Consider the following 23,488-nt stretch of genomic DNA (forward strand, 5'->3'; position numbering starts at 1 on the left):
ATGAGCGAGCCTGTTCCACAGTCTCTATCAGGGCATAACAACAACAATCGGGAGAACCACAATGAGCAGAAACACCCTGCTATACCGGCTCGGCCAGGCCGCGCTGATCAGCGCTCTGCCCCTGTCGGCCAGCGCCTTCCAGACCTTCGCCGATGAAGATCGTTCGGCGGAGTTGAGCAGCGAGCCGGCACATCAACGCTACCAATTCAACACCCCCACCACCGTTACTTACGACCGCGACACCGTCGCCCTGGGCGCCGCCCAGACCCGCGTTTACGTGGCGGACATGGGCGACTACAAGATCCGCGTGCTCAATCTCAACGGCGCCGCCATCGGCACCCTCGACGACGCCGACCAGACCCTGGCGGCGGACAGCCCAGCCAGCACCGTTCCGGATATCCGCGCGCCGCTGGGCATCGCCTTTCTGTCGAAAAGCGAGGCGGATGACGATCGTCTGGCCGGTCTTTACGTCAACGATGTGGGCCGTCAGCAGGTGCATTTTTTCCGCACCGTCGCCGGCAGCGCCGATAATTTCGAATACGTCACTTCCATCGGCCAGCCCGGTCACGGCGGCGGCGAGGATCTGTATCTGCCACGCAACATGACGATCACGCCGCAAGGGTTCATCTACGTCTCCGATGAATTCAACCATCGCATCAAGGCGTTCAGCATCGACCCGGACAACAACTATCAGGTCAGCCTGATCCAGACCGTCGGCTGGCAGGACGGCAGCGGCCAGTATGTCGGCGCCGGGCCGATCCTGCGCGGCGTGGATAAAAACTACGGCACCGATTCCACCCACTACGACGACTACGCCGGCGAACCGGAAAAACGCGACGGCTTCCGCATTCCCCAGGGCATGACCTACTACCAGTCACCGGACAATGGCGCCACCTATCTTTACGTGGCCGACAACGGCAACAATCGCATCAAGATTTTCCGGGTCAATACCGCCACCGGCCAATTAACCCTGGACGACATGCTCGGGCGCATCCGCGATGACGACGGCAACGTCGATCACCTGAAACGCCCCCGCGGCGTGCGCACCGACCTGCAGGGCAACCTGTACGTGGCGGACACCTACAACGGCCGCATCCTGCGCTTCCCCAACCTGGCCGCCACCACCGACACCAACCCGGTGAAGTACCGAAGCAGCGGCAGCGCCGACGCCCAGGCCACCTGGGTCTATGGTCATCTGGGTATCCATCAGGTGGAGATGCGCGCCCCCACCACCGCCGCCAATGAAGATGCCGCCTTTCAGTTACCCAACGATCTGGTGCCGGTAATCGATGCCAACGGCAATTTCCACCGCGAGGATATCTGGTCGTGGGGTTACTTCTTCAGTGACGCCCGCGTACATCTGGTCAGCGACAGCGGCAATAATCGCATCAAGAAATGCTGGACCAATTCCGCCGGCACCACCCTGCTGCGCTGTTCCGTTTCCGCCGGCGTCGGCGGTGAGAGTAACCATGAATTCTGGGGGCACCCGCGTACGCTTGCCGGGCAGTTGCACTCCGCCAGCGGCATGGCATGGCTGGGCAGCAAGAACCGCCTGCTGGTCAGTGATACGCCCAACACCCGCATCAACATGTACGATGGCAGCGGCAATTATCTTGGCCGTTTCCCCGGTACCGATATCAGCTATGGGGTCACCGGCATCGCCACTTTCAACGATAGCAACCACGGTGAAATGGTGGCGGTTCTGGTGGGTGCCGACGCCACCCTGCCCTGGCCCTACACCGGCGACGCCAGCGTTCGTATTTACGATGCCGACGGCAACCTGGAAGAGCTGTTCAACCTGAGCTACCGCACCGGCGGCCTGTCGGCGCCGCGCATCGCGCTGACCTCCAGCAACATCAATTATCCGGTATCGATCTCGGTACGCGGCGGCGGCGACCAACACGAACTGTACATCACCAGCTTCGCCAATTACGCCTGGCGATTCGACTATGACAGCGGCAGCGGCACGCTGAACCGGATCTGGTACGCCGGCGGCGTCGACAGCAACAAAGGCAGTGACCTGGGCGACAACTGGAGTCTCGGCCCGGCGTTCTTCGATCAGGGCGCCCCCGGCACCTTCGATCAGATTGGCAGTGTGCTGGCTCTGTCCGACCGCATCTACGTCACCGACCGGCGCAACCAGCGCATCCAGGCTCTGTCCCCGGCCAACGGCGGCCTGCTTGGGCAAGTGGGCGTCGGTGGCGGCACCTACGACCATCCGGAAGACCTGGAAGCGGACCGGCTGTTCCTGCCCGCCGGCCTGGCTTACGACGCGCAGCAGGACAGCCTGCTGGTGGCCGATGGCTTCAACATGGTGGCGCGGGCCTGGGCCAACCCGGACGACAGCGCCCCGGACGGTAACGGCGTGATCCGCCCGAACTATCTGGGTCACTGGCTGGACCGCTCGCTCGGCAGCCGCCCGGGCGGCTTGTTCGACGCCGAACAGGTGGCCGTGGGTGACGGCTCGGTATTTGTGTTCTCACTGATCAGCAACCGCGTCACCCGCTTCAACTGGTCGGAACTGAACCCGTAAGAAAATGTGGGCGCGGGGCTCTGGCCATTGGCGAACCCCGCGCCGACGGAACAAGAAACCGGAGGCATCAATGGAAATGTTCGACCTTCTGGCCCAACGTGCCCGGGTAACCCCGGACCGGCTGGCACTGGAAGATCTGCACAGCGGCGAACGCTACAACTACGCGCAGCTCAACGAAAGGGCGGCCCGGCTGGCGGCGGCGGCCCGTGAGCATTGGGGGTTGCGGGAAGGCGACCGGCTCGCCTGGCTCGGCCACAGCCGCGCGGAATTCTTCGCCATGCTGTTCGGCTGCGCCAAGGCCGGCCTGATTCTGGTGCCACTGAACTGGCGACTGGCGGTGCCGGAGCTGGAAGTCCTGATGGCCGACTGCCAGCCCGGGGCCTTGATCTTCGGTGACGAACTGGCCGACGCGGCCCGCGCCCTCGGGGGCACCTTCACCGACCTGACGCTGGTGGCGCTGGATCAGCCGGTCGGCTCGGAACGCCACTATCACCAGGATCTTCAACAGGTGGCCCCGGATCTCAGCGCGCACCCGGAAAAGAGTCCGGACACGCCCTGGTACCTGCTCTACACCTCCGGCACCACCGGCCGGCCCAAGGGCGTGATCCAGACCTTTCGCATGATGCTGGCCAATTACCTGAACATCGGCCTGGCGGTGAATCTCACCGGCGAGGACGTACTGCTCAACGTGCTGCCATTGTTCCACACCGCTGGCATCAATCTTTACTCCAGCGCGGTGTTTTTTGTTGGCGGTACCGTGCTGGTGGCACGCAATTTCGAGCCTCAACAAGCCCTCGACATATTGGAACGGCGGGCGACCATTTTCTTCGGCGTGCCGGCGGTGTACCAGGCGCTGCTGGAGCAACCGGGATTCAGCGGCGAGCGGCTGCGCCGGGTACGTTCCTGGGGCTGCGGCGGCGCCCCGCTATCCCTGCCGGTGGCGCAGAGTTATGTGGAGCACGGCATTCATGTGCGTACCGGCATGGGTATGACCGAAACCGGCCCCACCGTGTTTTTGCTCGATGAAGACAAAGTAATTGAAAAAATCGGCTCCGTGGGCCGCCCGCAATTGCTCACCGAAGTCCGCATCGTCGACCGGGACGGCCGCGACGTGCCCGACGGCGAAGCCGGCGAGCTGCTGATCCGCGGCCCCAACATTACGCCGGGTTACTGGAATCGTCCGGACGCCACCGCCGAGGCCATCGAAGCCGACGGCTGGCTGCACAGCGGCGACGTCGCCCGGCGCGACGACGACGGCTTTTATTACATCGTCGATCGCTGGAAGGACATGTACATCTCCGGCGGCGAAAACGTCTACCCCGCTGAAGTGGAAAAAGTGCTTGAACAACATCCGGCCATCGCCGAAGTGGCGGTGGTGGGCATCGCCGACCAGCGCTGGGGCGAAGTGGGCAAGGCCTGCTACGTGCCGCGCCCGGACAGCCAGGTCGACGAGGACGCTTTGCGCGCCCACTGCCGTGAACGGCTGGCCGGCTACAAGGTTCCCAAGGTTTTCCAGTGCCTGCCGGCACTGCCCCGTAACGCCCTGGGCAAAGTCACCAAACAGGAGCTGCGCAATGGCGCCGAATAAACCACGGCTGGAGCAAGCCGTGACCCTGTCCCAACAGGACTTTGATCGTTTCGCCGAGATCAGCGGCGATCACAACCCCATCCATGTGGATCCCCAGTACGCCTCGGCAACCCGCTTCGGCGCCACCGTTTCCCATGGCATGCTGTTGTTTTCCCATCTGCGCGCGCTGATCGCCCGGTCCTGGCCCGGCGCCACCCTGTCCATGCAGGAACTGATGTTCCCCGCCCCCGCCTACGCCGACGAGGCATTGACGGTGATCGTCGAAGCGCGGCAACAGGACGATCTATTCACCACCCGTGTGGTCAAGGCCGACGGCGGCGTCTGCCTGGAAGGCCGCGCCCGTATTCACATCGCCGAGGAGAACACCCCGTGAGCGAGACCCTGCCCCGTTTTCACGCCCTGAAGGTCGGCGACCAGGCCACCGTCTCCCGCCATTTCAGCGCCGGGGAGCTGAGCCAGTGGTGCGCGCTGGTCAACTTCCCCGAGGCCCGGTGCGCCACCGTGCCGGAACCGCTCATCGCCGGCTTGTTTTCCTATCTGCTTGGCGAGAAGTTGCCCGGCCACGGCACCAACTATCTCAAGCAAAGTCTGCACTTCGAACAGAACGCCGATGTGGGCGAAGCGCTCACCGCCAAGGTCACGGTGACCCGCCTGCGCGCCGACAAGGCACTGGTGAATCTGGCCACCGAATGCACCGGCGCCAATGGCCGGATGATCTGTTCCGGCGAAGCCCTGGTGCTGTTTCAATGTTGACAGGAATGCTGAGCAAGGCGCTGCACCCCGGTCTGTTGCCCTGGCTGACCCGGCTCAACCATCTGATCGAGGAACAACGCCGCAAAGGTATCGAAGCCACCCCCGCCATGGTCCGCGACAGCCTGGCGGGGATGACCGACACCCTGGTCACGGATAGCCCCGACATCGCCGACGTGCGCGACCTGCTGGTGGATGCGGACGGACATACCATCACCGCGCGCGCCTACGATCCGGCACCGGGCCAGCGCAAGCCGGTGTGTTTATTTTTTCACGGCGGCGGCCACATGGCCGGCAGTGTCCAGGTGTACGACCCGATCTGCCGCAAACTGGCCAGGGCCAGCGGTCACCTGTTGCTGTCGGTGGAGTACCGGCTGACACCGGAGCACCCCTACCCGGCGGGCCTGGAAGATTGTCTGGCGGTGACACGAGGGCTCTACCCGCTGCTGTCCCGGGAAGGCTATCCAGTGCAACGGTCACTGACGCTGGCCGGGGACTCCGGCGGTGGCGCCTTGGCCGCCACGCTTTCCGCCCTGCTGCAGGACGATGAGGCACATCGCCCGCAACGCCAGGTACTGATCTATCCGAGTCTGGATTACACCCTGGAACAGCCCTCATTGCAGGAAAACAGCCACGGCTATTTGTTGGAAACAGCGCGTATCGAATGGTATGTGGATCATTACTTCCAGCACGGCGAGGACCGGCGCGCTCATTCTCCGCTGTACATGCCCATGGGCACGGGCATGCCGGAGACCCTGATGATCACCGCCGGCCTGTGCCCGCTGCGCGACGAAGGCTTGCGCTACCTTGACCGGCTGAGTGAAGCCGGCATCCCTCATCAGCACGTGCATTTCCCGGACATGATTCACGCTTATCTGAATTTGGAGGATCTGGTGCCGGAGGCCTGCGCGGAAACTTACCGGTGTATCGGTGAATTCCTGGGGCGGGCCAGGCGCCTGAATAACACCCCGTCATCCCGGGCTTGACCCGGGATCTCCTTCTGGAGGCACACCACCTTGTAGAGGGAGATGCCGGATCGAGTCCGGCATGACGTTGGCTTGGTAGCCCGGCATGACTTTTTTCGGAGGCTCCCCAGCAGCGAGTGGCCTGCCAGCGTGTTGCGTGCCTGCGTTATTTCATTGGTAAAACTTGTGAAAACCTGGCCGTTCCGGCCGGTATGCATATTGACCGTTTGCCCTGCGGATTTATGGTAGAGAAAACGGTTTGAAGAATGTCCAGGGACCATGACATGTCTTCTGCAGTACCCGCTCCACCCAGCCCTTTTGTTCACGGCCATCTGACGCTGGAAAGACAGGAACGCCGCGCCCGTAATCTGCTGCGCGGCGCCCGCCGCCATCACGGTCCGGCGGTATTGCGGCTGGCCGCGCGCCGACGTTCGCAGCGCCAGCCGTTCACCCTGGCCGATGCCCGGCGCGCCATTGCCCGGGAACAGGGTTTCCCGGATTGGGCCTCGCAGAGCCATCACATTCGCGAGCTGGAACACAGCCAGCCGCTGTACGGACTCAGCCCGGATGGCGACGAAGCCACCCTGCATCTGTGCGGCGCCATGGACCTGACCCCGCGTCTGCGCGAAGCCGGCTTCGTCGGGGAAATACTGAGCCTGGCGGACCCGTACAGTCTCGGCCCCCTGCGTAACGAACCGATACCGCTGTTCCGGCAGCGGCGCAGTCGTTTTCTGGCCAATCTGCGGCAACAGGACTGGCAACGGGTGGCGCGGGAACAGCAGGACATTCAAGACCGGCTGGCGGAAGCCGCGCGGGGACGGCGGGTGGTGTTGTGGTTCCAGCACGACAGCCAGGATCAGCTGATTCTGGCCCGGCTGCTGCACCAGTTCAGCCATGATGCCAACGGCGGCCGGTTGCAATTGATCGCGGTGGAGTCGGTGCCGGGCGTCAAACGCTTCCGCTGCCTCACCCAACTGGCGCCCTTCGTGCTTAACTGGTTGTGGCGGCGCCGGCGCGCGGTCAGCGCCGCGCAGCTGTCGCTCGGCGAAGCGGCCTGGCGCGCGGTGACCGCCAACCATCCCGAAGCGCTTTACCGCCTGTCCCGGCACACCACCTCGGCGTTGCCCATGCTTGGCCGGGCCCTGCGCCGTCATCTGCTGGAACTGCCGGATCCGGCCACCGGCCTGGGACTGAGCGAGCAATTGGCGGCGCAGCTGGTGGCGGAGCGCGGGCCGATTTCCATACGCGGGCTGTATAACGCCCTGCAAGAGGAACGCGAACCGCTCCCCTATTTGTCACCCCAAATGTTTCGCTGGGTATTGAAACCCCTGCTGGAAGGCGAGCGGGCGCTGCTGGAATATCACCGCACCCCCGGGCGCCCCTGGGATGAAGGCTTGCTGGATGTCACCCATGCCGGCCATGGCGTCCTCAGCGGCTACCGCAACTGGCTGGACAGCCGCCCGCCCATACGCTGGGTGGGCGGCATCCCCATCGACGGCACCCACGCCTGCTGGTGCATTGACAAGAGCAGTGGACAACCGAGACAGCGCTGAAAGGCAGTTAAGAGTGGATAGTGAATAGTTAACCGAGAAAAAAACCAAAACAGGCTTAGCCGCTGTGGGAGCTTGCCTGCAAGCGAATGGGGTTTGCTCGGGCGCTTGCCAATATTCGCTTGCAGGCAAGCTCCCACAGAAAGCGCATGGACCACATTTTTTTCGCTATTAACTATTAACTATTCACTGTTCCCTATTCACTCTTAACTGTCTTTTTTTCTTCTTTTCGAATGTGCTCCACCAAAAGCTCCGCCACCGCATCCGGTTGTTGCAGGTGCAGGAAGTGGCCGGCGTCGGCCAGAGTTTTGACGTAGAGGCCTTCCGGGAAGTCACCGGGGTAGATGGTGTGGTCCAGCAGGCGCGGGCTCATGCAGCCGTCGCTTTCGCCGAGCAACACCTGGGTCGGAACCCGGGTTTCTCCCAACAGTGTCTTGCTGGCCTGACGCAGGTCCCGGCGCCATAGCCGGGGCAAGTGCCGGTACCAGCCCAGGGCGGCGGACAAGACGCCGGGTTGGGCCAGGGTGTGCTTGGCCTGCTCCAGATAACGGCCGGCTTCCCAGCCCGGCGACCAGCGCCGCCACAGTGTCGCGACACCGTCCAGGTCGTTGCGGTTGAGCCAGGTCTCCGCCGCCAGTGGCAGTTGGAAAAACGGAATATAGGCACTCAGCCCCAATTGCTCCGGTACCCGCAGCAGCGCCTGGGGTAAGCGCTTCAAAGGCGGTATCGCCAGCGCGGAAAAAGTGCTGAAGGTTTCCGGATAGCGCGCGCAGGCCAGGTAGCCCAACACCGCGCCCCAATCGTGGCCGACCAGGTGCAAACGCCCGCCCAACTGATCGGTGAAGGCCATCAGATCCTCCAGCGCGGCGGTCAACGCATAGTCGCCACTGCCCGGCTGACAGGAGGGTGCGTATCCACGCAATGCCGGCGCCACCGCGGTATAACCGGCGCGCGCCAGCCGCTGCATGATATCGGCCCAATTCTCATGGGTATCCGGAAAGCCATGCAGCAACAATACCGGCTCGCCGTCACCGGTCAGCAGCGCCGGAAAGCGCAGATCGCCATTCACCAGTTCAACCTGTTTCACCGGGATACCTCGAAGTCCTCGTAACCCCTTGGGGTGCGTTCGGTTTGCGTCACATCGGTGACCCGCGCGCGGGTCGGGCCACGGCGCATCCAGGCCAGTAAGGCGCTGACCGCCTCCTCGCTGCCCTCCAGCCAGGCTTCCACGCCACCGTCCTCGAGATTGCGAACCCAGCCCACCACGCCATGGCGGCGGGCTTCATCACAGGTGCTGGCACGAAAATACACGCCCTGAACGCGGCCGCGCACCACCACTTGACGGGCAATCATGATCATTCGTCCTCTTTTCGATGACCGGCCCCCTCATCACTGAGGTCGGGATCGGGGCCGGTTTCCGGCAACTGATTCTCAAACAGCGTTTCCAGAGGAAACGACAAGGGTTCACGCATGCCTTCGCGCGCCTGATCGCAGCGTGCCTTGAGCACCGTTTCCCAGGGCTCCAGCCCCTGGGCATTGACGCTCAGTTGCTGCTCGCTGGTCCAGGGTAACATGGCGAGCAGCTCCGCCAGGGTCAACGAACGTAAATCTCCGCTCAGCATGTAACCGCCTTCATCGGTGCGGCGCATCAATCCACGATCCTCCAGCAGATTGCGGAATTCATCCCAATGGGTGACGCCGGCTTCCCGCAGTACGCGCTGCACCTCATTATGACGTAGCACTTCCCCGTTACGTTGCCGTGTCCACAGCACGCACAGCAATCGCAGCAGCGACTGGGTGCGCGGCACCCGGCGCCGAAACTCCTCGAACACCACCAGGCCGCGCACCAGCTCGGCGCCGGCGAGAACGATGATCCAGGAAATATAAATCCACAACAGAAACACCGGCACCATGGCGAAGGCACCATAGATGACCTGATAGCTGGGCACCTGCCGGATGAAGAACGCGAACCCGCCCTTGGCCAGTTCAAACGCCAAGGCCGCCAGCAAGGCACCGAGCATGCCCTGACGAATCGGTACCGAGGTGTTCGGCACCACGATATACAGCAGCGAGAGTAAACCGGTGGTCATCACCACCGGCAAGGCGCGCAGCCAGAAACGATCGCCGCCCAGATACGCCACGGTATCGGTAACCAGGGAAACGGAAGTGAGATAGGAACTGATACCCAGGCCGGCGCCCAGCAGGATCGGGCCCAGCGACAACACCGCCCAGTACATCATCAGGCTGGTCAGCCCCTTGCGCGGCTTGCCGATACGCCAGATCCGGTTCAAGGACTGCTCTATGGTGCGCAACATCAACACCGAGGTCACCACCAGGAACAAGGCGCCCACAACGGTGAGGTTGGTGGCCTGCCGGGAGAAGCCTTCCAGGTGGCGAAGAATCTGGTCACCGGCGGACGGCACGAAATACTGAAACGCCCACTGACGAATCGCCAATCCCCGTTCATTGAGCGCCGGAATCGCCGATATCACGGTGAACATCACCGTCATCACCGGAACGATGGCGAACAAGGTGGTATAGGTGAGCGCCGCCGCCGATGACAGGCAGCCGTCCTCGACGAACTGGCGCCGCAGTAAGCGCAGAAACGCCACCAGCGACTGCATGCGCACACGAAAGGGAATCAGCGGTGTCTCGTCCTTGTCCGTCATCGGTTTCTTTTTTCCCATCGTTCACCGGGTCACCACGAAAAAGCAGAGGCAAGAGTCCCCTACCATCTTCCCGCGGCACATGGAATCTCCCACAAACGCCGCCCACTACCGTACAATCGAGGGCTTTCGCGTGCGCCGCCGATTACGGGGACGGCACCGCCCACTATTTCGCAAGGGGAGCGAGGCCATGGCCGACTACAGCATCTATCATAATCCGCGCTGTTCCAAATCCCGCCAGGCGCTGGCGCTGCTGGAAGAGAACGGCATTGAGCCGAACGTGATAAAGTATCTGGACAACCCGCCGGATGCCAACACTCTGCGCGCTCTGGTCCGACAACTCGGACTGGCCCGTGCCCATGATCTGGTGCGCGTCAAGGAAGCGGAATACAAAGAAGCGGGGCTACATGCGGACGCCGATGACGACACCGTCATCGCCGCCCTGGTCCGCTACCCCAAGTTGCTGGAGCGGCCGGTGGTGGTCCACGGCAAACGCGCGGTCAACGGACGGCCGCCGGAAAAAGTGCTGGAGTTGATTGAATCGTGAGCGCCTACATTCTGGTCCTGTACTACAGCCGTACCGGCGCGGTGGCGGAACTGGCGCGCCAGGTCGCGCGGGGCGTGGAAAGCAGCGGCATGGAAGCGCGCCTGCGCACCGTGCCGCCGGTATCCGCCGATCACCAGGCCACGGCGCCGGCGGTACCGGACAGCGGCGCGCCCTATGCCACCCTCGACGACCTGCGCGGTTGCGCCGGGCTCGCCCTGGGATCGCCCACCCGCTTCGGCAATATGGCGGCACCGCTGAAGTATTTCATCGATCAGACCAGCGACCTGTGGATGTCCGGGGATTTGATCGGCAAACCCGCCGGCGTGTTCACCGCCTCCGCCAGCCAGCATGGTGGTCAGGAAAGCACCTTGTTGTCGATGATGCTGCCACTGTTTCACCACGGCATGGTGCTGGCCGGGGTCCCCTACAGCGAAGCGGCCCTGACCCGCACCCGTGACGGCGGCACGCCCTACGGCCCGAGCCATGTGGCAGGTATCGACAACCGCACCCAGCCCAGCGACGACGAAATCACTCTGGCGCGGGCGCTGGGGCATCGCCTCGGCGGACTGGCCCGGGCACTGGAGCAGCGCCGATGATTTTGCTGCTGCGGCTCACCTATGCCCTGCTGCTGCTGATCGGGCTGGCCAACCAGTTTTGGCTGGGGCCGCCGGACGCGCCCTGGATGGCGGCGGTGATCATGGGGGTCGGTCTGTATCTGCCGTTGCTGCTGATGATGCCGGCGGTGATCAACGCCGACAAACGCGGGCTCACCTGGTTGTGTTTTCTGCTGCTGTTCTATTTTTGCGGTTACGTGATACAGGTGCTGGACCCGGAACCGGTGCGCACCCTGGCCATCGTCAAGGTGAGCCTGACCACGGTGCTGTTCGTATTGTCCATGCAAGTCATCCGGGGTGGACGTGCTGATCGATGAACGTCTGCATATTGATACGCCGGAAGGCGCGCGGCTGACCTTGTCCCTGGCCGGGCCGCTGCCGCGCGGCATGGCCTACGGCATCGATTTGATGATCCGTGCTCTGATTCTGATGGTGGTGGCCACGCCCCTGATGTTGCTGGGCCGTGGCGGTTCCGGTCTTTATCTATTGCTGCTGTTCCTGCTGGAATGGTTTTACCCGGTGCTGTTCGAGGTGTTCCGGCAGGGGCGCACGCCGGGCAAGGCGGCCATGGGCCTGGCGGTGGTGCACGGCAACGGCGCTCCGGTGGGCTTGAGCGGCTCGCTGGTGCGTAATCTGCTGCGCACCGCTGATCTGTTCCCGTTCGCCTACCTGACCGGCTTCGTGGTGATGCTGGTTTCCTCTCGCCAACAACGGCTGGGCGATCTTGCCGCCGACACCCTGGTGATTCACGTGCCCGCGCCGCAAACCCGCCCCGCTCCCGGTGACAGCGGCGGAGAGCCACCGGATTGGCCGCTGGACCGTGGCGATCAGTTGGTGCTGCTGGCCTTTCATGACCGGGGCTTGCGGCTGTCCGAGGACCGTCAACGGGAACTGGCCAGACTGGCTTACCCGGAACTCACCGATGATGCCGCCCTGGCCCGGTTACGCCGGGTGGTCAATCACGTACTGGGGGCGACATGAGACAAAGCCAGTTCGAGCAGCGCTATCAACCCCAGTGGCATCGCCTTGAGCAGGGCCTGACGGCGCTGGAGAAAAAGCAGCGGCCCAAGAACGTGGACCTGTCGCGCTTCACTGGCGACTACCAGGACCTGTGCCATCAGTTGGCGCTGTCGCGGGAACGGGGCTACAGCCTGGTGCTGCAGGACTACCTGAACGACCTGATGCTGCGTGCCCATCGCCAACTCTACCGTCACCGGGCACCGTTGATGCCGAGGTTGGCGGCGTTCCTGCGCGGTGACTTCCCGCGCGCGGTGCGCGCCATGTGGCGCTGGCATCTGATCAGTGCCCTCGCCTTCCTGCTCTCCGCCGGACTGGTCGCGGCGATGATCCTGCACGACCCGGAGCTGGTGCATACCGTGGTGGACGGCAATGGTGTCAGCGATCTGGAAAACATGTACCACCCGGATCTGCGCGACAGCAGCGACCGCAATCGGGCCGACGATCTGATGATGTTCGGCTACTACATCTACAACAATGTCGGCATCGCTTTCCGCACCTTCGCTGGAGGGGTGTTGTTCGGCATCGGCTCCCTGGTGGTGATGCTGTTCAACGGCAGTTTCCTCGGCGCCGCCGCCGCCCACCTGACCCTGGTGGGCGCCGGGCAGCCGTTCTACACCTTCGTCATTGCCCATGGGGCGCCGGAACTGACCGCCATCGTGCTGGCCGGCGGCGCCGGGCTGCGCCTGGGCTGGTCGTTGGTGGCGCCGGGCTCCTGGCGACGGGTGGATGCCTTGCGCCGGGCGGCGCGGGAAACCCTGCCGGTCATGTACGGCGTGTTCCTGTTGCTGGTGCTGGCGGCGATGATCGAGGCGTTCTGGTCCTCCCGGGAATTGGACGCCCAGATCAAATACACCGTCGGCGGTATCAGTTGGGCCCTGCTTTACGTCTATTTGCTGTTCGCGGGGCGTCATGGATCTGAATAACCTGCGCGCCCGCCTGGCGCCCCGTTCCCCCTGGCAGGCCATGGATCTGGGCACCCGTTTCTATCGCCGCTGGTGGCGTCAGGTCACCCTGGTATGGCTGCTGTTCACGGCGCTGCCCTATACCCTGCTCAGCGCCCTGTCCATTGGCCTGGACAGCCTGTGGCCGATAGTGCTGTTCTGGTGGTTGAAGCCACTGTGGGAAAGACCGCTGCTGGCCTTCTTCAGCCATGCCCTGTTCGGTGACTACCCCGGCGCCTGGACCCTGCTCAAGCGCTTCCCCGCCTATGGCCTGAACGGCTTGGCCGGACAGTTGACCTGGCGCCGGCTGAGCCCGTTCCGGGGTCTGTTGACCGGCATCTGGCAATTGGAAGGCTGCCGCGGCGCCCAGGCCTCGTCCCGCATCCAGGTGCTGCTGAGTCCGCCCGGGCAGCGGGCCGGCACGCTCATGGCGTTGATGGTGGCCCTCGAACAAGTGCTGCTGACCGGTCTGATGGTGCTGGTGCTGACGCTGGTGCCCTGGGACTTCAACATGGAATTCAGCGTCTGGTTCAGCGAACAGAGTTATTTGCATCTGAGTCTGGCGGCACTGGCCTGGTATCTGACGCTGACCATCACCGAGCCGCTTTACGTAGCGGCGGCTTTTTCCCTTTATCTTAATCAGCGCACCTGGCTGGAAGGCTGGGATCTGCAATTGGGGCTGGACCGCATCGGCCGGCGCCGCCGGGTGCTCGGCGTCACCACCCTGGCACTGCTGCTGATGCTTACCGTGATGCCGCATCCGGCACCGGCGGCACAAACCGAACCGGAAGACCCCAAACAAGCGGCCATTGAACTACTGGCCGGCGAGCGGTTCATGCCGGTGGAAATCCGCGAGGAGCGCCAACTGCGCCCTTCCTTGCGCAGCGATGACAAGGACAGTTGGTGGAACCGCCTGCTTGATCAGTTGTTCAACAGTGACCATGCGGATCGCGACCGCGCTGGCGGTGACTGGCAACTGCCGGATCGGCTGGTCACGGTCCTCGCCAGTCTGGTGCTGGTGGCCCTGATCGTGTTCCTGCTGCTGGCCCTGTTCCGCAACCGCGGCGCTCTGAAAGGCGGACGTTCCAAGCCCATGGAGATGCCGGTGAGCGTGGCGGGGCTGGATACCCGCGCCGAGTCCTTGCCGGACGACCTGGGTAGCGGTGTGGAGCAGGCGCTGGCCGGTGACGATGTGCGCGCCGCGCTGGCGCTGTTGCTGCGCCATGCCCTGGTAGCCCTGTTTCAGAGCCACCCCACCCGGCTCACTCCCGGCGCCACCGAGCGGGATTGTCTGAATGCCTACCGGCGTCTGCTCGGTGACGATGCCAGAGTGACGTATCTCGGCGACCTGATACGGCAATGGACCCGCATCGCCTGGGCCCATCAGCCGGTGACGCCGGAACAGGCGCGCCAACTGCTGCGGCGCTGGCAACAATTGAGCAGCGCGGAGGCGGCATCATGAAGCGCTGGTGGCCCTATCTTGTGCTGGTGCTGCTGGTGGCCCTGGTGGCGGGCTACTTCTGGGCCACGGTACCGGTGCAATACGCCGCGCCGGCCTCACCGGACGCCAGCGTGCGTAATAATCCGTACCTCGCCGCGCAACAGCTGTTGGACCACTGGGGACAGCCCAGCCGCCGTATCTTCAGCACCCGCGCCCTGTTTCCGTTGCCGGACACCGATACCACTTTGATCCTCGATGGCGATCGCGGCTCACTGGGCTACGAGCGGCAATTGGATCTGCTCAACTGGGTCCACGATGGCGGCAATCTGATCATTGCCGCGCGCTACCTGCCGCCCTCAAGCGGCTGGTTCGCCGAGGAGGAAACGGAACAGGACGAGAACGAGACGCGGCGCCGCGGTCCGGACTCGCTGCTGTCCCTGTTCGAGGTGGAGGTAGAGGCCCTGCCCCGCGAGGATAATGAGGAAGACCCGCTGGCCCTGCTGTTCGACCGTTTCCGGCCGATGGAAGACTGGTTTCTGGAGTATTGCCTTAGTGGTGATGCCTCCGAGGAGCGGCTGCATCAATGCGAGGTCCTCACCTGTCAGGCACCGCAACACTGGCAGCCGCCGGCGGCGACCCACAATCTGGGCGACCAGCCCCGGCTGCTGCAGAGCGAGACGCCGATACGGCTGCTTTACACCCCCCTGCCGATAGACGATTCCACCGGCGAGCCGGCGCAGGTACTGGAAGCCTCCGCCAGCAACGAGGCCGGCGAAACCCTGCTGCGTTTCCGGGTGGGCGGCGGCACCGTCACCGTGCTTACCGAGCTTGGACTGTGGGACAACCAGCACCTGCACCATTTTGACCACGCCCGGCTGCTGGCCGACCTGACTGCCCGGGGACCGGTATGGTTCGTACGTGGAATCGATATCCCGCCGCTGCCAATATGGCTGTGGGAGCGATTCTGGCCCCTCATTCTGGCGCTGGTGCTGGCGCTGGCATTCTGGTTGTGGCGGCGGCTGCCACGCCGCGGGCCCTTGTGGCGCGATCCGGCCCGCCAGCACACCGATTATCTCGGTCATTTGCGGGCCATTGGCCATTTCCATTGGCGCACCGGCCAGAGCGACCGACTGCTGGCGTCCCTGCGCCATCAGGTCCAGCGCCGCATCGCCCTGCAACACGCGGACCCGGTCAAGGCCCTGGCGTTGACCGCCAAGCGTCTGGACATCCCCGAACACACGCTTTCCCAAGCCCTGGAGCAAACCCCCGCCGACCGCGCTCAATGCGTGGCCATGGTGGCGCTGTTGCAACAGGTCAGGCAGAGGATCAGGAGTCAACCATGAAAACCGCTGAAACCCTGGAACAGGCCACCGCCCTGGCCGCCGACATCGAGGCGCAGCTGAATCGGGTGCTGATCGGGCAGCCCGAAGTCACCCGTCAGGTGCTGATCGCCCTGATCACCGGTGGCCACGTGCTGATCGAAGGCGTGCCGGGGCTGGGAAAAACGCTGCTGGCGCGGAGCCTGGCACGGGTGCTGAAACTCGATTTTCAGCGCATCCAGTTCACCCCGGACCTGATGCCCACCGATGTCACCGGCCACGCCATCTATGACGCCGGCAACGCCACCTTCCATATCCGCAAGGGGCCGGCCTTCACCAATCTGCTGCTGGCGGACGAGATCAATCGGGCCCCGGCCAAGACTCAGGCGGCCTTGCTGGAAGTGATGCAGGAACGGCAGATCACCATCGAGGGCGAAAGCTTCAGTCTGGCGCCGCCGTTCGTGGTCCTGGCCACCCAGAACCCGTTGGACCAGGAAGGGACCTACCCGTTGCCGGAGGCGGAGCTGGACCGTTTTCTGTTCAAGATCCTGATCGGCTACCCGGAACAGGAAGACGAGGCGCGGATGCTGCGCATGGTGCTGGACGGCACCCTGGCGGACAGCCTCGACGACGCCGGGCTCAGTGCCGTCACCGACAGTGCCGGCGTGCTCTCCTTAAGCCGCTGGGCGGAACAGGTGCTGCTGGACGACGCCATCCTCGATTACCTGCTGCGCCTGGCCCGCGCCACCCGCGATCACCCGGCCCTGGTTCAGGGCGCCAGTCCGCGTGCCAGTATTGCCCTGGCCCGGGCGGCGAAAAGCTACGCCCTGCTCGATGGCCGTGACTTCGTCATTCCCGATGACATCAAGGCGGTGGCGCCGCCGGTGCTGCGCCATCGCCTGCGCCTGGGCGTGGACGCGGAACTGGAAGGCCAGACCGTGGAGACGGTGCTGACCCACCTGCTCGAACAGGTGGAGGCCCCGCGTCAATGAGACCCGGGTCACGCCTGCTGTTGCTTCTGCTCTGCTGGGCGGCGCTGAGCCTGCTGCCGGTGCTGGCGGCGGCCTTCGCCTCCGGATGGCGCGACAGCGCCCTGCTGATCTGGGTGCTGGCCGGCCTGGCACTGGCGTTATGGGCGGTGCTGGATGCCCGGCGCCTGAGCGCCCGTCCGGCGCCGGCCGCCGAGCGCTCACTGCCCGCCGCTCTGTCAGTGGGGGTGCCGCAGACCATTACATTGCGTCTGAGCGGCGGGCGGCCCGGTGAGATCTGGAACCTGGCCGATCATCACCCCGATGACGACAGCCACACCGGCCTGCCCCGGGAAGTGACCCTGGCGGCGGACATCACCGAGGTCCGCTACCGCTACCGCCCCTCCCGGCGCGGCCCGGTGGCGTTCGGCGACATCGAAGTGTGGCTGCCGTCCCCGGCGCGCCTGTGGCAAGGCCGCCGCCGGGTAGCCGCCGCCCGCACCGTACCGGTGTATCCGGACTTCTCCCCCATCGCCCGGGCGGCCCTGGCGGTGGATAAAAGCCAGTTGCGCTTTGGCAACCGCCAGCAACCGCGCCGCGGCCAGGGCCTGGAATTTCACGAACTGCGGGAATATCAGCCCGGTGACAGCCCGCGCCGCATCGACTGGAAAGCCAGCGCCCGCCGCCGTCATCTGATCACCCGTCACTACCAGGATGAACAGAACCAGAGCCTGTGGGTACTGCTCGATGCCGGGCGGCGAATGAAGCTGCCGGTGGGCGATCTGACCCTGTTCGACCATGGGCTCAACGCCACCTTGCTGCTGGCCTGGTCGGCACTGCGCCAGGGCGACCGGGTGGGCAGTCTGCTGTTCTCCCGGGACACCCCGCGCTGGCTGTCGCCGGTACATGGGCCTAGCGGCATTCAAACCCTGCTGAAAGGCTTCTACGACGTTCATCCCCAGGAGCACGCCAGCGACTTCAGCCAGGCCGCCCGCTATTTCCACGGCCGCTGGCAACGCCGCTCGCTGGTGGTGCTGGTCAGCCGGCTGCACCCGGAGGACAGCGACGATCTGCTCGCCGCCGTGACGCTACTGAGCCGGCGCCATCTGGTGATGGTGGCGGACATCCGCCTGCCCGAACAGGAAGCCCTGCACCAGGCCCCGGTCCAGGACCTGGACGATGCCCTGCGGCTGGCGGCGGATGCCCAGGAACAAGAGCACCGGAGAGCCCTGCACGTGCGCCTGCGCCGCGCCGGCGCCAACGTGGTCGCCGCCACCCCGGAACGTCTCGCCGAACGCCTTGGGCAGACCTATCTGGCTTTGAAACGGGCGGGGAGACTGTGAAAAGCAGTTAATAAGGAACAATGAATAGTGAATAGTTTCGCGTGGCAGATCCTTCCACGCAGATAGTACAGAGGCCGCGTCCAAAGCCCTGCGCGACATTATCGTCATCAAGAAAACAAGCCGCTTCACGGCTGCGGCCAGACGTTATCGATACTCAATCGTCCCCCGGCTACGCAATGTTTTTGATTTTCGCTGTTAACTATTCACTGTTCCCTATTAACTGCCTTCATTCGACGCTTCCCCCGCAAATTGTTACCCTGGTTTTCTGGGTACGGATCATTTTTCTGACAAGCCGTTGAAAAAGCCGTGGCTGTTATTCTTCAGGATAAGGAATCTTGCATGGAACCTAATTCCCTCGAGGAACCTTCCGCAAAGGTCAAAATAAACCCCCCGGTTTTTTTCACATCCGTGATCATCATTGTTGGCCTGGTGCTGTTCTCGATCTTGTTTAAAACCGAGGCGGCCGAGTTCTTTTCAACAATGAAAACCGGTGTGCAACAATACGCCAGCTGGTTTTACATTCTCACCGTGGCGATTCTTTTATCGCTGGTGGTGTTCGTGATCGTCAGCCGTTACGGGGATATCAAGCTGGGGCCGGATCACTCGGAACCGGACTACAGCTATGGCTCCTGGTTCGCCATGTTGTTTTCCGCCGGCATGGGCATCGGCTTGATGTTCTATGGCGTGGCGGAGCCGGTATTGCATTACATGTCGCCGCCCATGGCCGAGCCCGGCTCCATCGACGCCGCCAAGGAAGCCATGCGCGTTACCTTCTTCCATTGGGGGCTGCACGCCTGGGCCATTTACGCCGTGGTGGCGATGATTCTGGCGTACTTCAGTTTCCGCCATGGTTTGCCGCTGACATTACGCTCCGCTCTCTACCCCCTGATCGGCAAAAAAATCTACGGACCGATCGGCCACATGGTGGACGTTTTCGCGGTGGTCGGCACCGTGTTCGGCGTGGCCACGTCCCTTGGCCTGGGCGTGGAGCAGGTCAACGCCGGCCTCAATCATCTGTTCGGGCTGCCCAAGACCGAATGGGTGCAAGTGGGGCTGATCATCTCGATCACCGCCCTGGCCACCATCTCGGTGGTGACCGGCCTGGACGCCGGTATTCGGCGCCTCTCCGAGTTGAACCTGGCCCTGGCGTTCCTGCTATTGATGTTCGTGCTGTTCCTGGGACCGACCCTGTTCCTGCTGAAGGCCTATGTGCAGAACCTCGGCGCTTATCTCTCCAATCTGGTGGACATGACGTTCAATCTGTACACCTATCAGCCGGTGGAGAACGACGGCAGTGGACCACAGGGCTGGCTCGGCGACTGGACCCTGTTCTACTGGGGCTGGTGGATTTCCTGGTCACCGTTCGTGGGCATGTTCATCGCCCGCATTTCCCGCGGCCGGTCGATCCGTGAGTTCGCCCTCGGCGTAATGCTGGTGCCGGCCGGCTTCACCCTGCTGTGGATGACGGTGTTCGGCGACTCCGGTATCCAGATGATCGCGGACAATATCTTCCCCGCCCTGGGCACCGAAGTGCAGAAGGACGCGGCGGTGGCGTTGTTCCATTTCCTCGAACAGTTCCCCTGGTCCGGTGTGATCTCGTCCATCGCGGTATTGATGGTGGTGGTGTTCTTCGTCACCTCCTCGGACTCTGGCTCCATGGTGGTGGACATGCTCGCCTCCGGCGGCCATGACGACACCCCCGTATGGCAACGGGTGTTCTGGGCCAGCTCCGAAGGGATCGTGGCGATTGCCCTGATGTTGGCCGGCGGTTTGAAGGCGCTGCAATCCGCCACCATCGCTTTGGCACTGCCATTCTCCCTGGTGCTGCTGGTGGCCTGTGTCGGCCTGTTGCGCTCACTCAAGGTGGAGGGCATCCGCAAGCTCAGCTTCCAGGCGTCGCTGGCACCACCGCCCACCGTGCACATGGGCCACAGCACTCCCGCCGGCGGCTGGAAAGCCCGACTGCGCGGCATGGTCCATTTCCCCGGCAAGGCACGGGTTCTGCAATACGTGGCAGAGGTGGCCGCTCCGGCACTGCAATCAGTGGCCGAGGAACTGCGTGGCCATGGCCTCAAGGTGGAGGTCAACGAGAGCGACGAAGGGGATCGGGTTTATCTGACCGTGGATCTGGGCCAGGAAATGGACTTCGTCTACGGCGTGCGGGTACGCGGCTACACCCGGCCGTCCATCAGCATGCGTCAGTTGGAACACTCCAAGCGCAAGGCGGAAAGCGACCGCTACTATCGCGCCGATGTGTTCCTCAGCGAAGGCGGTCAGGACTACGATCTGATGGGCTTCACCCGCGAGCAGGTCATCGGTGATGTGCTCGACCAGTACGAGAAGCACATGCACTTCCTGCACATGATGCGGTGAGACGGCGGGCCTTCGGGCCCGCTTTTCCAAAGCAAAAAAATCGCGGTCCTTTCCTGTATGAAGAAAGAGGACCGCGATTTTTTTTGTCTCGGGAAACCTTAATCCAGCGGCCTGAGCAAACCGTCGTGCAGCTCATGGCGGGTATGACAACGGCTGGCGAAATCCGGCGCGTGGGTCACCAGCAGGAAAGCCGTGCCCAGCGTCTGATTGAGTTCCAGCATCAGGTCCTGGACCTGGGCGGCGGTGCGCTCGTCCAGGTTACCGGTGGGCTCATCCGCCATCACCAGCGCCGGATCGGTCACCAGCGCCCGGGCGATCGCCACCCGCTGACGCTCACCACCGCTGAGCATGGAAGGCTTGTGTTGCAGGCGTTCACCCAGCCCCACCCGGGACAGTACCCGCTCGGCGCGCTCGGTGGCGTGTTTCGGCAGCTCACCGCGAATCAGCAACGGCATGGCCACATTTTCCAGAGCGGTGAACTCCGGCAACAAATGATGGAACTGGTAGACGAAGCCAAGATAACGGTTGCGTATCTGCCCCAACGCCCGTTCGTTCATCCCCGCCAATGGCTGACCGCCAATGGTGACGCTGCCACGGGTCGGCACATCCAGACCGCCGAGCAGGTTCAACAAGGTGGACTTGCCGGAACCCGAGGCACCAACGATGGCCGCCATATCCCCGCGCCGCACATGCAGCTCCACGCCATTGAGCACCTGCAGCTCGCCGCGCCCTTCCTGATAGTTCTTGATCAGCCCACGGGCGTGCAGAACGGTATCATTCATAGCGCAATGCCTCCGCCGGATGGACCCGGCTGGCGCGCCAGGACGGATACAAGGTGGCCGAGAAACTGATCAGCAAAGCGATGGCGACGATGATGCCCACATCACTCCACTGCAACTCGGACGGCAGGTAGTTGACGAAATAAGCGTCGAACAGATGAGTATTGAAAGTGCGCTCGATCCATTGCGCCAGAGTGCTGACGTTATCCGCCAGCAGGATCCCCAGCACCGTGCCAAGCAAGGTGCCGACCATGCCCACCACGGTGCCCTGCACCATGAAGATCCGCATGATCGCGCCGGGGGACGCGCCCAGCGTGCGCATCACCGCGATATTGCCGCGCTTTTCGGTGACCAGCATCACCTGGCTGGAAATGATGTTGAAGGCGGCCACCGCGACGATAAAGCTGAGCAACAGCGTCATCATGGTTTTTTCCATCTTGATGGCCTGGAACAGGTTGCCGTGGGTACGGGTCCAATCACTGGTGTAGTAACCGTAGCCAAGACTCTGCTGCAGCTCCCAGCCCACCTGAGGGGCGGCGAATAAATCATTGAGCCGCAGATGCACCCCTTCCACGGAGCCCGGCTGTCGCGCCAGGCGGGCCGCGTCTTCCACATTGACGTAGGCGTAGAGTGAGTCCACCTCGGCGCGGGCGCGGAATATCCCCACCACCGTGAACCGTTTGAAACGCGGCATCACGCCCGCCGGCGACACCGTTGCCTCCGGCAGTACCAGAGTGACTTTGTCACCCAGTTCCGCATCCAGCTTGCGGGCCACGCCATAGCCCAGCACGACGCCGAAACTACCGGACTGCAGGGCATCGAAATCCCCTTCCCACATCATGTCACCGACGATCGACACCTGGCGTTCCGCCTCCGGCTCGATCCCGGAAATCAGCGCCCCGGCCACGTTGCCGTCAAAGGTCAGCATGCCTTCCAACTGCCGGAACGGGGCCACGGCCTCCACCCCGGGATAGCCTTCGATCTGATCCGCCAGCTGCTGCCAGTCGTTGACCGGTTCGCGTCCGTATACCGACAGGTGCGTCACCATGCCAAGGATGCGGGTCTGCAGTTCCCGGTCAAAACCGTTCATCACCGACAGCACGGTGATCAATACCGCCACCCCCAACATCAGCCCCAGGGCCGAAATCAGCGTGATAACGGAAATAAAACTGTTGCGGGCCCGGGCACCGGTGTAACGCAGGCCGACATAGAGAGAGAATGGTCGAAACATGGCGCGCATTTAAGCACTATTGCCGAAATGACGAAACTGCTTTCGGTTCCGTCCCCTGGTCGGATCACCTCAACTCGCTTTGTGACCAGTATCCTCGACCATGCAAATCACAATTGATTCAATGATCCGCGTTTTTATTGATCCGGTGGCCACTGTCGCCAAGCCGGATTCCTTTTTTATGTTGTTGGGGGACACACCATGATAAGAATCGTCGTGGCGCTGCTGGCGCTGGCGGGGGGCGGCCTGGTACTGGCCGGGGAGGCGCCACAGCGTGGCATGACCCAGGCCCAGGTGCGCGCGCAGTTCGGCACCCCGGTGGACACCAGGGGGCCGGTGGGCCAGCCACCGATCAGCCGCTGGGTCTATCCGGACTACACCGTTTACTTCGAGAATCAGGTGGTGCTGCACAGCGTCACCCGGCCCTTGAACGAGACCGCGGACAACGCCAGGCCGGCCAATGACGCCGGCGATACCGAAGACAGGCATCCCGGCGACGGCGCCGGAAACGCGGAACCCTCTCCCCCGTCCCCCGCTGCCGCACCCGAGCGGGACGGCGCCACCCCATCGACGGCACCGCGCGACGATACCGCCAGCGAGGCGGAGGACGGCGGTGACGACGGCCAATTCCGCTTCGATCCGGTCACCGGGCGCATTGTCATAGACGACCGGCCGACCACGGATCAGGGCGGCGGCGCGGCACGCCAGTAAAACCGTCGATCGATATTCGCCAGCAGGCCGGCTCCCACAGTTTGCGCTACGGAGCCGCTGTGGGAGATTCTATGGTGCCCTGCAACGCTTAAAAGAGCTTTGCGGGGCAATATTCTTGTTGCTGCTTCATCAGGGCGAAGGCGGTGCGGGCG

The 23,488-nt window shown here is 63.5% G+C and carries 22 protein-coding genes; 17 read left to right on the top strand and 5 right to left on the bottom strand.

All coding sequences use genetic code 11. From position 1 onward, the window contains the following. Positions 1–61: 61 nt before the first annotated feature. The 6 genes from CRO06_RS12640 to CRO06_RS12665 all read left to right on the top strand — a co-directional run bounded on the left by CRO06_RS12640 (position 62) and on the right by CRO06_RS12665 (position 7,389). Positions 62–2,533: an NHL repeat-containing protein gene (locus CRO06_RS12640; protein WP_097058570.1), complete on the top strand. Its 2,472-nt coding sequence runs from the start codon at positions 62–64 to the stop codon at positions 2,531–2,533. Between the two features lie 70 nt (positions 2,534–2,603). Next, the gene (locus CRO06_RS12645) at positions 2,604–4,121 is read left to right on the top strand and encodes an acyl-CoA synthetase (RefSeq protein ID WP_097058571.1); all 1,518 of its coding nucleotides are present in this window, start codon (positions 2,604–2,606) and stop codon (positions 4,119–4,121) included. Then, complete coding sequence (locus CRO06_RS12650; RefSeq protein WP_097058572.1) at positions 4,108–4,494, top strand: MaoC/PaaZ C-terminal domain-containing protein; 387 nt, start codon at positions 4,108–4,110, stop codon at positions 4,492–4,494. The genes CRO06_RS12645 and CRO06_RS12650 overlap by 14 nt, the downstream gene beginning before the upstream one ends. Then, positions 4,491–4,874, top strand: a complete 384-nt coding sequence (locus CRO06_RS12655; protein WP_026949969.1) for a hotdog family protein — start codon at positions 4,491–4,493, stop codon at positions 4,872–4,874. The genes CRO06_RS12650 and CRO06_RS12655 overlap by 4 nt, the downstream gene beginning before the upstream one ends. Next, complete coding sequence (locus CRO06_RS12660) at positions 4,868–5,857, top strand: alpha/beta hydrolase (RefSeq protein ID WP_231504761.1); 990 nt, start codon at positions 4,868–4,870, stop codon at positions 5,855–5,857. Before CRO06_RS12655 ends, CRO06_RS12660 begins: the two co-directional genes overlap by 7 nt. A 263-nt stretch (positions 5,858–6,120) precedes the next feature. Continuing rightward, positions 6,121–7,389: a DUF1835 domain-containing protein gene (locus tag CRO06_RS12665; protein ID WP_055100767.1), complete on the top strand. Its 1,269-nt coding sequence runs from the start codon at positions 6,121–6,123 to the stop codon at positions 7,387–7,389. A gap of 193 nt (positions 7,390–7,582) precedes the next feature. Here CRO06_RS12665 and CRO06_RS12670 read toward each other — a convergent pair whose 3' ends face one another. From CRO06_RS12670 to CRO06_RS12680, 3 genes are read right to left on the bottom strand one after another with little or no spacing between them, the layout of a single operon-like run. Continuing rightward, positions 7,583–8,473, bottom strand: a complete 891-nt coding sequence (locus CRO06_RS12670; protein ID WP_097058573.1) for an alpha/beta fold hydrolase — start codon at positions 8,471–8,473, stop codon at positions 7,583–7,585. Then, positions 8,470–8,739, bottom strand: coding sequence for an acylphosphatase (locus CRO06_RS12675; RefSeq protein ID WP_026949971.1), 270 nt, complete (start codon positions 8,737–8,739; stop codon positions 8,470–8,472). The genes CRO06_RS12670 and CRO06_RS12675 overlap by 4 nt, the downstream gene beginning before the upstream one ends. 2 nt (positions 8,740–8,741) lie before the next feature. After that, positions 8,742–10,055 (bottom strand): YihY family inner membrane protein, encoded by a 1,314-nt coding sequence (locus tag CRO06_RS12680; RefSeq protein ID WP_022994492.1) that lies wholly within the window; start codon positions 10,053–10,055, stop codon positions 8,742–8,744. A 187-nt stretch (positions 10,056–10,242) separates the two neighbouring features. Between CRO06_RS12680 and arsC the strand changes: the two genes are divergently transcribed. From arsC to betT, 10 genes are all read left to right on the top strand, one after another. Continuing rightward, positions 10,243–10,599, top strand: a complete 357-nt coding sequence (gene arsC, locus CRO06_RS12685) for an arsenate reductase (glutaredoxin) (protein WP_097058574.1) — start codon at positions 10,243–10,245, stop codon at positions 10,597–10,599. Next, entirely contained in the window at positions 10,596–11,195 is a 600-nt protein-coding gene (wrbA, locus tag CRO06_RS12690) for an NAD(P)H:quinone oxidoreductase (RefSeq protein ID WP_197021012.1), read from the top strand. Before arsC ends, wrbA begins: the two co-directional genes overlap by 4 nt. Further along, positions 11,192–11,530, top strand: coding sequence for a DUF2069 domain-containing protein (locus tag CRO06_RS12695; protein ID WP_022994489.1), 339 nt, complete (start codon positions 11,192–11,194; stop codon positions 11,528–11,530). Before wrbA ends, CRO06_RS12695 begins: the two co-directional genes overlap by 4 nt. Next, positions 11,517–12,194 (top strand): RDD family protein, encoded by a 678-nt coding sequence (locus CRO06_RS12700; RefSeq protein ID WP_022994488.1) that lies wholly within the window; start codon positions 11,517–11,519, stop codon positions 12,192–12,194. The genes CRO06_RS12695 and CRO06_RS12700 overlap by 14 nt, the downstream gene beginning before the upstream one ends. Continuing rightward, positions 12,191–13,156 carry a stage II sporulation protein M gene (locus CRO06_RS12705; protein WP_022994487.1) on the top strand — a complete coding sequence of 322 codons (966 nt, stop codon included), beginning with the start codon at positions 12,191–12,193 and terminating at the stop codon, positions 13,154–13,156. The genes CRO06_RS12700 and CRO06_RS12705 overlap by 4 nt, the downstream gene beginning before the upstream one ends. Next, positions 13,143–14,636: a hypothetical protein gene (locus CRO06_RS12710; RefSeq protein ID WP_055100763.1), complete on the top strand. Its 1,494-nt coding sequence runs from the start codon at positions 13,143–13,145 to the stop codon at positions 14,634–14,636. Before CRO06_RS12705 ends, CRO06_RS12710 begins: the two co-directional genes overlap by 14 nt. Then, positions 14,633–15,958, top strand: a complete 1,326-nt coding sequence (locus CRO06_RS12715) for a DUF4350 domain-containing protein (RefSeq protein ID WP_097058576.1) — start codon at positions 14,633–14,635, stop codon at positions 15,956–15,958. The genes CRO06_RS12710 and CRO06_RS12715 overlap by 4 nt, the downstream gene beginning before the upstream one ends. Next, positions 15,955–16,926, top strand: coding sequence for an AAA family ATPase (locus tag CRO06_RS12720; protein ID WP_022994484.1), 972 nt, complete (start codon positions 15,955–15,957; stop codon positions 16,924–16,926). The genes CRO06_RS12715 and CRO06_RS12720 overlap by 4 nt, the downstream gene beginning before the upstream one ends. Continuing rightward, on the top strand, positions 16,923–18,245 hold the full coding sequence (locus tag CRO06_RS12725; protein WP_022994483.1) for a DUF58 domain-containing protein: 1,323 nt from the start codon (positions 16,923–16,925) through the stop codon (positions 18,243–18,245). Before CRO06_RS12720 ends, CRO06_RS12725 begins: the two co-directional genes overlap by 4 nt. A gap of 339 nt (positions 18,246–18,584) precedes the next feature. Continuing rightward, positions 18,585–20,618, top strand: a complete 2,034-nt coding sequence (gene betT / locus CRO06_RS12730; protein ID WP_022994482.1) for a choline BCCT transporter BetT — start codon at positions 18,585–18,587, stop codon at positions 20,616–20,618. A 98-nt stretch (positions 20,619–20,716) separates the two neighbouring features. On the opposite strand, the gene CRO06_RS12735 is transcribed toward betT, so the two are convergent. Both CRO06_RS12735 and CRO06_RS12740 read right to left on the bottom strand, forming a co-directional pair. After that, a complete protein-coding gene (locus CRO06_RS12735) occupies positions 20,717–21,400 on the bottom strand; it encodes an ABC transporter ATP-binding protein (RefSeq protein WP_097058577.1) in 684 nt (227 codons plus the stop codon). Then, entirely contained in the window at positions 21,393–22,628 is a 1,236-nt protein-coding gene (locus tag CRO06_RS12740; RefSeq protein WP_026949975.1) for a lipoprotein-releasing ABC transporter permease subunit, read from the bottom strand. Before CRO06_RS12740 ends, CRO06_RS12735 begins: the two co-directional genes overlap by 8 nt. 198 nt (positions 22,629–22,826) lie before the next feature. Here CRO06_RS12740 and CRO06_RS12745 point away from each other — a divergent pair, with 198 nt between their 5' ends. After that, entirely contained in the window at positions 22,827–23,336 is a 510-nt protein-coding gene (locus CRO06_RS12745; protein WP_097058578.1) for a hypothetical protein, read from the top strand. Positions 23,337–23,488 lie beyond the last annotated feature (152 nt).

This window comes from Alloalcanivorax xenomutans, from assembly GCF_900217905.1.
GTDB lineage: Bacteria > Pseudomonadota > Gammaproteobacteria > Pseudomonadales > Alcanivoracaceae > Alloalcanivorax > Alloalcanivorax xenomutans.

Coding starts and splice junctions, on each gene's coding strand:
- CRO06_RS12640 (WP_097058570.1), top strand. CDS start 62: ATGAGCAGAAACACCCTGCTATACCGGCTCGGCCAGGCCGCGCTGATC.
- CRO06_RS12645 (WP_097058571.1), top strand. CDS start 2,604: ATGGAAATGTTCGACCTTCTGGCCCAACGTGCCCGGGTAACCCCGGAC.
- CRO06_RS12650 (WP_097058572.1), top strand. CDS start 4,108: ATGGCGCCGAATAAACCACGGCTGGAGCAAGCCGTGACCCTGTCCCAA.
- CRO06_RS12660 (WP_231504761.1), top strand. CDS start 4,868: ATGTTGACAGGAATGCTGAGCAAGGCGCTGCACCCCGGTCTGTTGCCC.
- CRO06_RS12665 (WP_055100767.1), top strand. CDS start 6,121: ATGTCTTCTGCAGTACCCGCTCCACCCAGCCCTTTTGTTCACGGCCAT.
- CRO06_RS12675 (WP_026949971.1), bottom strand. CDS start 8,739: ATGATTGCCCGTCAAGTGGTGGTGCGCGGCCGCGTTCAGGGCGTGTAT.
- CRO06_RS12680 (WP_022994492.1), bottom strand. CDS start 10,055: ATGACGGACAAGGACGAGACACCGCTGATTCCCTTTCGTGTGCGCATG.
- arsC (WP_097058574.1), top strand. CDS start 10,243: ATGGCCGACTACAGCATCTATCATAATCCGCGCTGTTCCAAATCCCGC.
- CRO06_RS12695 (WP_022994489.1), top strand. CDS start 11,192: ATGATTTTGCTGCTGCGGCTCACCTATGCCCTGCTGCTGCTGATCGGG.
- CRO06_RS12705 (WP_022994487.1), top strand. CDS start 12,191: ATGAGACAAAGCCAGTTCGAGCAGCGCTATCAACCCCAGTGGCATCGC.
- CRO06_RS12710 (WP_055100763.1), top strand. CDS start 13,143: ATGGATCTGAATAACCTGCGCGCCCGCCTGGCGCCCCGTTCCCCCTGG.
- CRO06_RS12715 (WP_097058576.1), top strand. CDS start 14,633: ATGAAGCGCTGGTGGCCCTATCTTGTGCTGGTGCTGCTGGTGGCCCTG.
- CRO06_RS12720 (WP_022994484.1), top strand. CDS start 15,955: ATGAAAACCGCTGAAACCCTGGAACAGGCCACCGCCCTGGCCGCCGAC.
- CRO06_RS12725 (WP_022994483.1), top strand. CDS start 16,923: ATGAGACCCGGGTCACGCCTGCTGTTGCTTCTGCTCTGCTGGGCGGCG.
- betT (WP_022994482.1), top strand. CDS start 18,585: ATGGAACCTAATTCCCTCGAGGAACCTTCCGCAAAGGTCAAAATAAAC.
- CRO06_RS12735 (WP_097058577.1), bottom strand. CDS start 21,400: ATGAATGATACCGTTCTGCACGCCCGTGGGCTGATCAAGAACTATCAG.
- CRO06_RS12740 (WP_026949975.1), bottom strand. CDS start 22,628: ATGTTTCGACCATTCTCTCTCTATGTCGGCCTGCGTTACACCGGTGCC.
- CRO06_RS12745 (WP_097058578.1), top strand. CDS start 22,827: ATGATAAGAATCGTCGTGGCGCTGCTGGCGCTGGCGGGGGGCGGCCTG.